This is a genomic window from Nocardioides litoris (genome assembly GCF_006346315.1).
GTDB lineage: Bacteria > Actinomycetota > Actinomycetes > Propionibacteriales > Nocardioidaceae > Nocardioides > Nocardioides litoris.
Genome location: NZ_VDMR01000001.1, coordinates 1,037,074 through 1,049,631 on the forward strand (window position 1 = coordinate 1,037,074; position 12,558 = coordinate 1,049,631).

The following is a 12,558-nucleotide window of genomic DNA, read 5'->3' on the forward strand; positions in this document are numbered from 1 at the left end:
CGAACGGGCCACCCCGCCCCGACTCGGCGGCGCCCGGCGTGGGAGCGCCACCGCGGTCGGCCCGGGGGCCACGATGGGTGGGCCATGACCTCCGTGCTTCCGCCCGCCACCACGAGGAACCGCTCGGCCGACCAGGTCCGCCATGACCTCGAGACCCGTCGTCCCCTGGCTCTGGTCGCCACCGGGGCGGGCGTCGTCGCCGCCCTGGCGACCCTGACGGTGTGCCTGGCCGTGGGCGTCGCCGGGTGGTACCTCACCGACGGCGGCGCGCACGGCGCCCCCCGCGACGCGCTGCGCGTCGGCGCGCTCGGCTGGCTGACCGCCCACGGGTCGGGCGTCCGCGTCGAGGGGGTCCTGGTCACCGCGGTGCCGCTGGGGCTGACCCTGCTGTGTGCCTGGACCGTGTGGCGCCTCGCGCTGCGCGTCGGCACCTCGGTGTCCGGCCACGGACCCGACGCCACCGACCTCGCCGACGGCCGCCGCGACCTCGTCGTGCCGACGGCCACCCTCCTCTTCACGGTCGGGTACGCCGCCACCGCGGTCGTCACCGCCGCCCTGGCCGCCACGCCGGCCACCCAGCCCAGCGCCCCCCGCGTGGGTGCCTGGTCGGTGCTGCTGTGCCTGCTCGTCGCGATGCCCGCCATCGCCGCCGGGTCCGGCCGCGCCGCGGTGTGGACCGCCGGGCTGCCGGTCACCCTGCGCGCCTCGCTCCACGTCGCCCGGCGGGTGCTGCTCGCCTGGGGCGCGCTGGCCGCGGCGTTCCTCCTGGTCTCGCTCGCCCTCGACCTCTCGACCGCCGCCAACGTGATGAGCCAGCTCGGCGGCGGGGGCGGGGCCGTCGCGCTGGTGCTGCTCCTCTCGGTGCTGCTGGTGCCCAACGCGCTGCTGTTCAGCAGCGCCTACCTCGCCGGGCCGGGGTTCACCGTCGGCACCGGCACGCTCGTCACCTCCGGCTCGGTCGTCCTCGGCCCGCTGCCCGCCTTCCCGCTGCTCGCCGCCCTGCCCGACGCCGGCTCCGGTCCCGCCTGGGGCGGCTGGCTGCTGCTGCTCGCGCCCCTGGTCGCGCTGCTCGCCGCCGCCCGCTCCCAGTGGGTCTGGCCGACCGCCTACTACGTCGAGGGCGCCGTCCGCGGCGCCGCCGGCGGGGTCACCGCCGGCGTGCTGCTCGGCCTCACCACCGCCCTCGCCGGCGGAGCCGTCGGACCCGGCCGGATGCGCGACGTGGCGCCGTACTCCTTCGAGGTGGCGCTGCACGCCGTCACCGCCTTCGGCCTCGGCGGTCTCGTCGGCGGGCTCGCGGTGACCTGGTGGCAGCGCCGGACCATGCCCGTCGAGGTCTCCCTCGACCAGTCCTGATGGTCGCCTCCGGGCGCGCCAGCGGCCGTCGCCCGCACCGGCCTGGCGCGGCTGCCGCGGGTCTGGGCGGCGGGCGCCCGGCCGCCGGGCCCACCCTGCGGCTCCGTGCACGCCGTGGCCGGCCTGGCCGCGGGTCGGGGCGCCCGCGACAAGGCCAGTAGGGTCCACGCCGTGACCGCCCGGCTCGTCGTCCTCGTCTCCGGCAGCGGCACCAACCTGCAGGCGCTGCTCGACGCCTGCTCCGACCCGGCGTACGGCGCCGAGGTGGTCGCCGTGGGCGCCGACCGGCCCGGCATCGAGGGGCTGGCCCGCGCCGAGCGCGCCGGCGTGCCGACGTTCGTGCTCCGCGTCGCCGACTGCGAGAGCCGCGCGGCCTGGGACGCCGAGCTCAGCCGGCAGGTGGCCGAGCACCGGCCCGACCTCGTGGTGCTGGCCGGGTTCATGAAGCTGGTGGGGGAGGCATTCCTGGCCGAGCACGGCGGTCGGGTGGTCAACACCCACCCCGCGCTGTCGCCGTCGTTCCCCGGCATGCACGGGCCGGCCGACGCGCTCGCCTACGGCGTCAAGGTGACCGGGGCGACGCTCTTCGTGGTCGACGCGGGCGTCGACACCGGGCAGATCGTGGCCCAGACCGTCGTGCCCGTCGAGGACGACGACACCGTCGGGGCCCTGCACGAGCGCATCAAGGTCGCCGAGCGGGCGATGCTGGTCGAGTCCGTCGGGCGGATGGCCCGCGAGGGCTTCACCGTCGATGGGCGTCGGGTCCGCCTCGGTCGATAGAGTCGGGTCACCGACACGACTGGCGCAGGTGGGTGACCACCGGGGAGTGACGTCGGCAGCATCGTCCGCCTGGGTGCTGCCCGCCCTGCAGGAGCAGCCATGCCCGACCAGATCCCCGTCCGCCGCGCCCTCGTCTCCGTCTACGACAAGACCGGCCTCGAGCCGCTCGTCCGCGGCCTGCACGACGCCGGCGTCGCGCTCGTCTCGACCGGCGGCTCGGCCGCCCTCATCGAGGGCCTGGGTCTCCCCGTGACCAAGGTCGAGGACCTCACCGGCTTCCCCGAGTGCCTCGACGGCCGCGTGAAGACCCTGCACCCGCGGGTGCACGCCGGCATCCTGGCCGACCGGCGTCTCGAGAGCCACGTGCAGCAGCTGGCCGACCTCGAGGTCGAGCCCTTCGACCTCGTCGTGGTCAACCTCTACCCGTTCACCCAGACCGTCGAGTCCGGCGCGACCCCCGACGAGTGCGTCGAGCAGATCGACATCGGCGGCCCGTCGATGGTGCGCGCCGCCGCCAAGAACCACCCCTCGGTCGCCGTGGTCACCTCGCCCGCGTCGTACGACGCCGTGCTGGAGGCGGTGCGCGGCGGCGGGTTCACCCTGGCCGCCCGGCGGCAGCTGGCCGCCGACGCCTTCGTGCACACCGCGACCTACGACGTCGCGGTGGCCTCCTGGATGGGCAACGTGCTCACCGACTCCTCCGGCGGCGACGGGTTCCCGGCGTGGATGGGCGCGACGTGGACCAAGTCGGCCTCGCTGCGCTACGGCGAGAACCCCCACCAGCCCGCCGCGCTCTACACCACCGGGCACGGCCCCGCCGGGCTCGCCCGCGCCGAGCAGCTGCACGGCAAGGAGATGTCCTACAACAACTACCTGGACACCGACGCCGCCCGCCGCGCGGCCTACGACTTCGACGAGCCGGCCGTGGCCATCATCAAGCACGCCAACCCGTGCGGCATCGCCGTCGGCGCCGACGTCGCCGAGGCCCACCGCCGCGCCCACGAGTGCGACCCGGTCTCCGCCTTCGGTGGCGTCATCGCCGCCAACCGGCCCGTCTCGGTCGCCATGGCCGAGCAGGTCGCCGAGGTCTTCACCGAGGTCATCGTCGCCCCGGCGTACGACGAGGGCGCGGTCGAGGTGCTGCAGGGCAAGAAGAACATCCGGGTGCTGGTCGCCGAGCCGCTGCAGCGCGGCGGCGTCGAGACCCGTCCCGTCTCCGGCGGCCTGCTGGTCCAGCACCGCGACGCCATCGACGCCGTCGTCGACGGCGGCGGTGACGACCCGTCGACCTGGACGCTGGCCACCGGCGAGGCCGCCTCGCCCGAGGTCCTCGCCGACCTCGCCTTCGCCTGGCGCGCGGTGCGGGCCGCGAAGTCCAACGCCATCCTGCTGGCCAAGGACGGCGCCTCCGTCGGCGTCGGCATGGGCCAGGTCAACCGCGTCGACTCCTGCCGCCTCGCCGTCACCCGCGCCGGCGACCGGGCCGCCGGCTCCGTCGCCGCCTCCGACGCCTTCTTCCCCTTCGAGGACGGCCCGCAGATCCTCCTCGACGCGGGCGTCGCCGCCATCGTGCAGCCCGGCGGGTCCGTGCGCGACAACCTGACCATCGAGGCCTGCGAGAAGGCCGGCGTGACGATGTACTTCACGGGAACCCGCCACTTCGCGCACTGACCTCTTGGTCCTGCGGACGGGGCGGGCCCGGAGCTCGTCCGGGCCGCGTCGGGGCGTTGGGCGCACGGCGCCGACGGCGCTCAGTCGACCTGGTGCTTGGGTCGAGCGAGCCGTCGGCACCGCGCACCCGGACACGCCCCGTCGCGACCGACGGCCCCGGGCGCCGACCCGCCCCGCCGCAGGACGTGTCGCGCTCCGCGCGACGCGCACGCCTGTTCCCGACGTCGTGCGGGGCTGGTGTGGGCGGCCGCGCGCGTGGCAGGCCGCGTCTCGGCGTCAAGGACGCTCGCTGCGCTCGCGCCGGCTCCGCCGGCCGCCTGCGGCGGTCCCTGACCCCGAGCCTCGCGCGGCCTGCCGGCCCGCGCGCTGTCGGCGACGCCTCGTGCCCCGTGCCCGGCGCGCCGCCGCTGGCGCGGCCACCCGCCCCACCAGCACCAGCCACCCCACTCCTGGCGGGAACCTCCCTCTCCTGGTCGGTGACTACCTGCCAGGAGTGGGAGTTGCGTCGCAGGAGTGTCACGGGTGTGACGGATGGGGCGGCCGCGCCAGCGGCGGCGCGGGCGGAGCCCGTGCCGTTGAGCGCGCCGTCAGTCGATCGGGCGAGGCTCCGGGTCAAGGACGACCGAAGGTCGCCGCGCAACGGCGCGAGCGCAGCGAGCGTCCTTGACGCGGAGACCCGATCGACGACGCGCGCGGCCGACCACACCGACCCCGTCGTGCCCGCCACAACCCGTTCGACCCCGACGCCCACCGGTTGGGATGATCATCCAGTGGCGGTGTTCTCCAAGGTGCTCCCGCCGACCAGGCTCGAGCGCGACCTCGCGCTGCAGTGCGTGCTGTCGGCGTTCGCGACGGGGTCGTTCCTGACCGGGACGGCGGTGTTCTTCACCCAGGTCGTGGGTCTCAGCGGTGCGCAGGTCGGGCTCGGCATGTCGATCGCGGCGGCGGTGAGCCTGGCGCTGTCGATCCCGCTGGGGCGGCTCGCCGACGCGGTGGGGGCCAAGCCGCTGTGGGTGGTGACCTCGCTGCTCGAGGCCGGGCTGTACTTCGTGTGGCCGCTCATCGGCACGTTCTGGGCGTTCGTGCTCATGCTGGCGGTGCTGGCCTCGGTGGAGACCGCGGCGCGCTCGGCGCGGGAGGTCTACCGGATCGCGGTGTTCCCGCGCGACCAGCGGGTCCGCGCGTCGGCGTACATGCGGGCCGCGCGCAACGTGGGCTACACCCTCGGCGCCGGGGCCGGTGGCGTCGCGCTCGGCCTGGGCAGCCGGGAGGCGATCATCGCCGTGCCGCTGCTGACGGGCGCCCTGCTCGTGCTCAACGCGGTCATGGTGGCGTCGCTGCCGGCCGTGGCACGCTCGACCAAGGTCGCCGACGCCCTCGAGCAGGCCAGCGGGGGAGCGGCGCTGCGCAACCCCGGGTTCGTGCTGCTCTCGCTGTGCAACGGCGTCCTCGGCTCCAACCAGGTGCTGCTCAACGTCGTGGTGCCGCTGTGGCTCGTGGAGCGCACCGACGTCCCGCACGTGCTGCTGGCCTGGCTGTTCGGCACCAACACGGTCCTCGCCGTCCTGCTGCAGGTGCGCGCCTCGCGGGGCTCGGAGACCGTGCCCGGGGCGCTGCGGGCGGTGCGGTGGTCCGGGTACGCGTTCATCGTGTCGTGCGTGCTGCTCGCCGTCACCCACGAGACCGTCGGCTGGATCTCCGTCGTGCTCGTCTGGGCCGGGCACATCACGATCACCGGCGCCGAGCTGTGGCAGTCGGCCGCCGGCTGGGGCCTGGTCGCCGAGCTCTCCGACCACCGGCGGCTCGGCGACTACCAGGGGGTGTGGTCGATGGGGCACCAGGTCGAGTCCATCGTGTTCCCGGCGCTGTTCACCTTCCTCGCGCTCGAGTGGGGTGCACCCGGCTGGGCCGTCATCGCAGCCGTCGCGGTGGCTGCCGCCGCCGCGTCCCATCCCGCCGCGCGGCTCGCCCAGCGCCACCTGGAGAAGGTCGGAGCGCCGGTCGGGGTGTGAGCGTCCCGCGCGCGGGCGTCCCTAGACTGGCGCCCGTGACTGCGCAGCGGCTCGACGGCACCGCCACCCTCAAGACCATCAAGGCCGAGCTGACCGAGCGGGTCGCGGCCCTGCACGAGAAGGGCGTCGTGCCCGGGCTCGGCACCGTGCTCGTGGGCGACGACCCCGGCTCGCACTGGTACGTCGGCGCCAAGCACAAGGACTGCGCCGAGATCGGCATCGAGTCGATCCGCGTCGACCTGCCCGCCACGGCCACCCAGGCCGAGGTCGAGGCCGAGATCGACCGCCTCAACGCCGACCCCGCGTGCACCGGGTTCCTCGTGCAGCAGCCCACCGGGCTCGACGAGTTCCGCCTGCTCTCGCGCGTCGACCCCGACAAGGACGTCGACGGCCTCCACCCGGTCAACCTCGGCAAGCTCGTCCTCGGCGAGGACGGGCCGCTGCCCTGCACCCCGATCGGCGTCATCGAGCTGCTCCGCCGTCACGGCGTCGAGCTGCGCGGCGCCGAGGTGGTCGTCGTCGGGCGCGGCCTCACCGTCGGCCGGCCGCTCGGCCTGCTGCTCACCCGCCGCTCCGAGAACGCCACGACCACGCTGTGCCACACCGGCACCCGCGACCTGGCCAAGCACGTGCGCGAGGCCGACGTGGTCGTCGCCGCCGCCGGCGTCCCCGGGCTCATCACCGCCGACATGGTCAAGCCCGGCGCCGCGCTGCTCGACGTCGGCGTCTCCCGCGTCGACGGCAAGATCGCGGGCGACCTCGCCGACGACGTCTGGGACGTCGCGGGCTGGGTCTCGCCCAACCCCGGAGGCGTCGGGCCGATGACGCGGGCGATGCTGCTGTCCAACATCGTGCTGCGCGCCGAGCAGGAGGCGTCCTGATCCCGGTGCCCGAGCCCACGCCGACCGACGACGGACCCGAGCCGGACCCGGACACCGACCCGGACACCGGTCCGGACACCGACCCGGACGTCGACCCCGACCTCGACCCGGACCTCGACCCGGACCCCGCCGACGGGCGGCGCTACCCGTCGACGATCGGCGGCACCCTCTACCTCGGCATCCTCATCGCCGCAGCCGCGGGGCTCGGCATCGTCGCGGGCGGCGACTGGCGCGTCGGGGTCCGGGTGGTCGCGGTCGGCCTGGCCGCCGCCGGGGCCTTCCGGCTGGTGCTGCCGGAGAAGGAGGCCGGCATGCTCGCCGTACGCCGGCGCGCGACCGACGTCGTCATGCTGGCCGTGGTGGCGGGGTTGCTGTGGTGGCTCGCGGGCGACATCCCCGACCAGCCGATGATGTGAGCCCCAGGACGACCCCGGGGACGACCTGACGCCGACGGCCCGCCGCCCCCGGAGGGGCGACGGGCCGTCGGCGGTCGTGCGGGTGCGGGTGCCGGCCTCAGATGAGGCCGAGCCCGGTGACCGCGGCGCGCTCCTCGTCGAGCTCGGCGGTCGAGGCGTCGATGCGGGCGCGCGAGAAGTCGTTGACGTCCAGGCCCTCCACGATCGTCCAGTCGCCGTCCTTGGTGGTGACCGGGAACGAGGAGACCAGGCCCTCCGGGACGCCGTAGGAGCCGTCGGAGACGACCGCCATCGACACCCAGTCGTCGTCGGCGCTGCCGTAGAGCCAGTCGCGGGCGGCGTCGATGGTGGCGGAGGCGGCCGAGGCGGCCGAGGACGAGCCGCGCGCCTCGATGATCGCGGCGCCGCGCTTGGCGACGGTCGGGATGAAGGTGTTCTCCAGCCAGTCCTGGTCGTCGACGGCCTGCGCGGCGTTCTGCTCGCCCACCTTGGCGTTGAACAGGTCGGGGTACTGCGTGGCCGAGTGGTTGCCCCAGATCGTCATCTTGGTGATGTCGGTGACGGGGGCGCCGGTCTTGGCCGCCAGCTGCGAGATGGCGCGGTTGTGGTCGAGCCGGGTCAGGGCGGAGAACCGCTCGGCCGGGATGTCCGGAGCGTTCTTGAGCGCGATGAGGGCGTTGGTGTTGGCCGGGTTGCCGGTGACGCCGATGCGGACGTCGTCGGCGGCCACCTTGTTGAGCGCCTTGCCCTGGGCGGTGAAGATGGCGCCGTTGGCCGAGAGCAGGTCGCCGCGCTCCATGCCCGGGCCACGCGGCCGGGCGCCGACGAGCAGGGCGAGGTTGACGCCGTCGAAGATCTGCTCCGCGTCGTCACCGATCTCGATGCCGGCGAGGCCGGGGAACGCGCAGTCGTCGAGCTCCATGACCACGCCCTCGAGGGCCTTGAGGGCCGGCGTGATCTCGAGCAGGCGCAGCTCGATCGGGCGGTCGCCGGTGAGCGAGCCGCTCGCGAGGCGGAAGAGCAGGCTGTAGCCGATCTGGCCGGCGGCGCCGGTGACGGCCACCTTCAACGGAGCAGAGCTCACGTGGACTCCTGGTGAGAGGGAGGATGCTGACGGCTCCCGACGCTAGCAGCGGGCGCGCCGTGCGCGACCATGGGTCCGTGCGCCTCCCAGCCCCGTCCCGGCGCCTGCTCCCCGCCCTGGTGCTGGCCCTGGCCGTCGCCGGCGGCGCCGCGGGCTGCGGGAGCTACTCCGACCCCGCCCCCGAGACCGGGATCGACGGCCTGGAGATCCCCACCCCGGTGCCCGACCCGGCCGACTTCGTCGCGGAGGTCGACAACCCCTGGTTCGTCCTCGACGACGCGTCGTACGACGACGGGGCGGGCGGGCAGGTGCGCCGCACCGTCGCGCCCGGACCGACCGTGCTCGGCGTGGCCACGACCACCGTCACCCTCGACGGGCAGACCGACCTGTACGCCCAGGACGTCGACGGCAACGTGTGGTGGTTCGGGCGCGCGGGGGAGTGGGAGGCCGGTGAGAGCGGCGCCGAGGCCGGGTTGGTCATGCCGGCCGAGCCGCGCGTCGGCGACGGGTTCCGGCGGGCCGAGGTGCCCGGCCGCAGCCTGCGGGCGCAGGTGCTCGAGGCCGACGGCGAGGTCGTCGTGCTCGCCGTGGTCGGCGACGGCACCACCACCGAGCAGCGCTACGGCCGCGACGTCGGCCTGGAGGCGGAGACGACGACGGCGGGCGAGGTGCTCCTCGCCCGCCGTCCCGGGTAGCTCGACGGCCTGGCGGCCGCGGGGGTCAGGCGCCGTCGGGCGGACGGACCTGGGTCTGCTCGCTGGTCGCAGCGCCCCAGCCGCCCTGCTGCGCGGAGGGTGCCTGCTGCTGTGCCGGGATCCACTGCTGCGCCTGCGGGTCCCACTGCCAGCCGTCCTGGATGATCGGCTGCTCGGCCTGCTGGCCCTGGCCCGCCTGGGCGGCGTGGCCGCCGTGCTGGCCTGCCTGGCCGACCTGGCCGACCTGGCCGACCTGGCCGTGCTGCCCGGCCTGCGCGGACTGGCCCACGGCGGGGGCCTGGCCGGTCTGGGTGACCGGCGGGGCGTAGGACTGCTGCTGGTAGCCGCCGGCGCCGTAGCCGCCCGCGGCCGGCTGGCCCCACTGCTGCGCGGCGTACCCGGCGGGCGCGCCCTGGCCGGCGGGCTTGGAGAAGTTGAGGCCCGCGCCGGGCACCGGGTCGCGGTCGGCGCCGAACAGGGCCGGGTAGAGCGCGCCGGCGCCGGCGGCGCCGAGGACCATGCCGATGATGAGGACGATGCCCTGGACGAGGGGGTCGACACCGGAGATGAGGCCGAGGCCCAGGCTCTGGGCCGGGTTGACCGAGCCTCCCGTGACCGCCGAGGTGGCGCTCAGGGTGGCAAAGGTGGCCAGACCGATCCCGATCGGGGCGAAGGCGACCTGCTCGTTGCGGCGGTCGGTGAGGGCGAGGAAGACCAGCACGAGGGCGGCGGTGGCCACGAGGGTGACCAGGATGGCAGCCCAGAAGGCGAAGCCGGTGGCGTCGTCGCCGTACCCGTTGCCCCCGAGCCCGGTCTCGAAGAACTCGTAGCTGTCGCTGCCTCCGAAGGCGGTGACGACGGTGAGGACGGCCGCGACGAGGGCGCCCGCGACCTGGGCGCCGACGAGGAGCCCGGCCTCGGCCCAGGCGGTGCGCCCGGCCAGCGCCGAGCCGAGCGAGAGGGCGGGGTTGAAGTGGCCGCCCGAGAGCCGCCCGAAGGCGTAGGTGACGGCGACGACGGCGAAGGCGACAGCAGTGGTGTTGACCCCGACGCCGTCGCCGAACGCACCGAAGCCGGCGACCGCCGCGGCGACGACGACGAAGGTGCCGATCGCCTCGGCGGCGAGCTTGTGGGCGGTGGTGGGGGGAGCGGTGCTGGCGCCGGTGGCGGCGGTGGAGGACATGAGCGCGGACCTGCCCTTCGTGCGTGGGGGCGAAACGTGAGGTGCGCCGCACTCTAGACCGGCGCCGGACTGGCCCGGGTCACCCCCGACTGCCAGCATGAGCAGCACGACGAGCGTCGGGTATCTTGACGTCGAGACACTTCACCGCGAGCAGCAGGAGCTGACCAGCACCCATGGCAACGACCGCGAAGATCATCTACACCCACACCGACGAGGCACCGCTGCTGGCGACGTACTCGTTCCTCCCGATCATCGCGGCGTACGCCGCCAAGGCCGGGGTCGACGTCGAGACCCGCGACATCTCGGTGGCGGCGCGCATCCTGGCCCAGTTCGGGCTGGCCGACGACGCGCTCGGCGAGCTCGGCGAGCTGGCCACGCAGCCCGAGGCCAACATCATCAAGCTGCCCAACATCTCCGCCTCCGTGCCGCAGCTCAAGGCCGCGATCAAGGAGCTGCAGCAGCAGGGCTTCGACCTGCCCGACTACCCCGAGAGCCCCTCGACCGACGAGGAGCGCGAGATCGCGGCGAAGTACGACAAGGTCAAGGGCTCCGCGGTGAACCCGGTGCTGCGCGAGGGCAACTCCGACCGCCGCGCCCCCGCCGCGGTCAAGGCCTACGCCAAGAAGTACCCGCACCGCATGGGCGCCTGGTCGGCCGACTCCAAGACCGACGTCGCCACCATGGGCGAGCACGACTTCCGCTCCAACGAGAAGTCGGTGATCATCCCCGCCGACGACACCCTGACCATCAAGCACGTCGCGGTCGACGGCACCGAGACGGTCCTCAAGGACGACGTCGAGGTCCTCGCCGGCGAGGTCGTCGACGCCACCTTCATGGACGTCGCCGCGCTGCGCCGCTTCCTCACCGAGCAGATCGCCCGGGCCAAGGCCGAGGGCATCTTGTTCTCGGTGCACCTCAAGGCCACGATGATGAAGGTCTCCGACCCGATCATCTTCGGCCACGTGGTGCAGGCGTTCTTCCCCACGCTCTTCGAGCAGTACGGCGAGCAGCTGCGCGCCGCCGGCATCTCGCCCAACGACGGCCTGGGCGCCCTGCTCTCCTCCGTCGAGTCGCTGCCCGAGGGCGAGGCCATCAAGGCCGCCGTCGCGCAGGGCCTGGCCGACGGCCCCGCGATGGCGATGGTCGACGACCGCAAGGGCATCACCAACCTGCACGTGCCGAGCGACGTCATCATCGACGCCTCGATGCCGGCCATGATCCGCACCTCGGGCCACATGTGGGACCCCCAGGGCAAGGAGGCCGACTGCCTCGCGGTCATCCCCGACTCGTCGTACGCCGGGGTCTACCAGACCGTCATCGACGACTGCCGCGCCCACGGCGCCTACGACCCGGCCACCATGGGCTCGGTGCCCAACGTCGGCCTGATGGCCAAGGCGGCCGAGGAGTACGGCTCGCACAACAAGACCTTCGAGGCGCCCGCCGCCGGCACCATGCAGGTCGTCGACGGCTCGGGCCAGGTGCTCCTCGAGCACGAGGTGCAGCCCGGCGACATCTGGCGCGCCTGCCAGACCAAGGACGAGCCGATCCGTGACTGGGTCAAGCTCGCCGTCACCCGCGCCCGAGCCACCGGCGCGCCGGCGGTCTTCTGGCTCGACGAGACCCGCGCCCACGACGCCAACCTGATCGGCCTGGTCAAGACCTACCTCGCCGACCACGACACCGACGGCCTGACCATCGAGATCATGGCGCCCGCCGCGGCCTGCCAGTACTCCGTCGAGCGCATCCGCCGCGGCGAGGACACCATCTCGGTCACCGGCAACGTGCTGCGCGACTACAACACCGACCTGTTCCCGATCCTCGAGCTCGGCACCTCGGCCAAGATGCTCTCGATCGTCCCGCTGATGAACGGCGGTGGCCTGTTCGAGACCGGCGCCGGTGGCTCCGCCCCCAAGCACGTGCAGCAGCTGGTCGAGGAGAACTACCTGCGCTGGGACAGCCTGGGTGAGTTCTTCGCCCTGGCCGCCTCCTTCGAGCACCTCGCCGGGTACGCCGACAACAAGGGCGCCCAGGTGCTGGCCGACACCCTCGACAAGGCCACCGGCACGTTCCTGGAGAACGACAAGTCCCCGACCCGCAAGCTGGGCGGCATCGACAACCGCGGCTCCCACTTCTACCTCGCCCTGTACTGGGCCCAGGAGCTCGCGCAGCAGACCGACGACGCCGACCTGGCCGCGACCTTCACGCCGCTGGCCGAGTCGCTGGCCGCCGACGAGGAGAAGATCGTCGCGGAGCTCAACGGCGTCCAGGGCAGCCCCGCCGACATCGGTGGCTACTACCGCCCCGACGAGGCCAAGGCCGACGAGGTCATGCGGCCCTCGGCCACCCTGAACGCGGCGCTCGCCGCGCTCTGACCCGCTGATCGACGCGCCCCCCTCGACCACGCCGTGGTCGAGGAGGGCGCGCTGCGTACGGGCCCCACGGTGGTCGACGAGCGCGTCGCGGCGGCCGTCCCGGGGCCG

The 12,558-nt window shown here is 74.3% G+C and carries 10 protein-coding genes and 1 riboswitch; of the genes, 8 read left to right on the top strand and 2 right to left on the bottom strand.

Features of this window, described 5'->3' with window-relative positions:
* Nucleotides 1-84: 84 nt before the first annotated feature.
* The 6 genes from FJQ57_RS05040 (at nt 85) to FJQ57_RS05065 (ending at nt 7,116) form a co-directional block, all read left to right on the top strand.
* A complete protein-coding gene (locus FJQ57_RS05040) occupies nt 85-1,356 on the top strand; it encodes a cell division protein PerM (RefSeq protein ID WP_139978087.1) in 1,272 nt (423 codons plus the stop codon).
* Between the two features lie 171 nt (nt 1,357-1,527).
* Nucleotides 1,528-2,136, top strand: a complete 609-nt coding sequence (gene purN / locus FJQ57_RS05045; RefSeq protein WP_139979053.1) for a phosphoribosylglycinamide formyltransferase — start codon at nt 1,528-1,530, stop codon at nt 2,134-2,136.
* 5 nt (nt 2,137-2,141) lie between these two features.
* A riboswitch (ZMP/ZTP riboswitch) is annotated at nt 2,142-2,218 on the top strand.
* A gap of 17 nt (nt 2,219-2,235) precedes the next feature.
* Nucleotides 2,236-3,807, top strand: a complete 1,572-nt coding sequence (gene purH / locus FJQ57_RS05050) for a bifunctional phosphoribosylaminoimidazolecarboxamide formyltransferase/IMP cyclohydrolase (protein WP_139978088.1) — start codon at nt 2,236-2,238, stop codon at nt 3,805-3,807.
* Between the two features lie 770 nt (nt 3,808-4,577).
* A complete protein-coding gene (locus FJQ57_RS05055; RefSeq protein WP_139978089.1) occupies nt 4,578-5,819 on the top strand; it encodes an MFS transporter in 1,242 nt (413 codons plus the stop codon).
* A 35-nt stretch (nt 5,820-5,854) separates the two neighbouring features.
* Nucleotides 5,855-6,700: a bifunctional methylenetetrahydrofolate dehydrogenase/methenyltetrahydrofolate cyclohydrolase gene (locus FJQ57_RS05060; RefSeq protein WP_139978090.1), complete on the top strand. Its 846-nt coding sequence runs from the start codon at nt 5,855-5,857 to the stop codon at nt 6,698-6,700.
* A 5-nt stretch (nt 6,701-6,705) separates the two neighbouring features.
* Complete coding sequence (locus tag FJQ57_RS05065; protein ID WP_139978091.1) at nt 6,706-7,116, top strand: DUF3017 domain-containing protein; 411 nt, start codon at nt 6,706-6,708, stop codon at nt 7,114-7,116.
* Between the two features lie 97 nt (nt 7,117-7,213).
* Here FJQ57_RS05065 and FJQ57_RS05070 read toward each other — a convergent pair whose 3' ends face one another.
* Nucleotides 7,214-8,200, bottom strand: a complete 987-nt coding sequence (locus FJQ57_RS05070; protein ID WP_139978092.1) for a malate dehydrogenase — start codon at nt 8,198-8,200, stop codon at nt 7,214-7,216.
* 77 nt (nt 8,201-8,277) lie between these two features.
* Between FJQ57_RS05070 and FJQ57_RS05075 the strand changes: the two genes are divergently transcribed.
* Nucleotides 8,278-8,895, top strand: coding sequence for a hypothetical protein (locus FJQ57_RS05075; protein ID WP_139978093.1), 618 nt, complete (start codon nt 8,278-8,280; stop codon nt 8,893-8,895).
* Between the two features lie 25 nt (nt 8,896-8,920).
* On the opposite strand, the gene FJQ57_RS22260 is transcribed toward FJQ57_RS05075, so the two are convergent.
* Nucleotides 8,921-10,078: an MIP/aquaporin family protein gene (locus FJQ57_RS22260; RefSeq protein WP_170219278.1), complete on the bottom strand. Its 1,158-nt coding sequence runs from the start codon at nt 10,076-10,078 to the stop codon at nt 8,921-8,923.
* Between the two features lie 173 nt (nt 10,079-10,251).
* Here FJQ57_RS22260 and FJQ57_RS05085 point away from each other — a divergent pair, with 173 nt between their 5' ends.
* On the top strand, nt 10,252-12,450 hold the full coding sequence (locus FJQ57_RS05085; protein ID WP_139978094.1) for an NADP-dependent isocitrate dehydrogenase: 2,199 nt from the start codon (nt 10,252-10,254) through the stop codon (nt 12,448-12,450).
* The last annotated feature ends 108 nt before the right edge of the window (nt 12,451-12,558 follow it).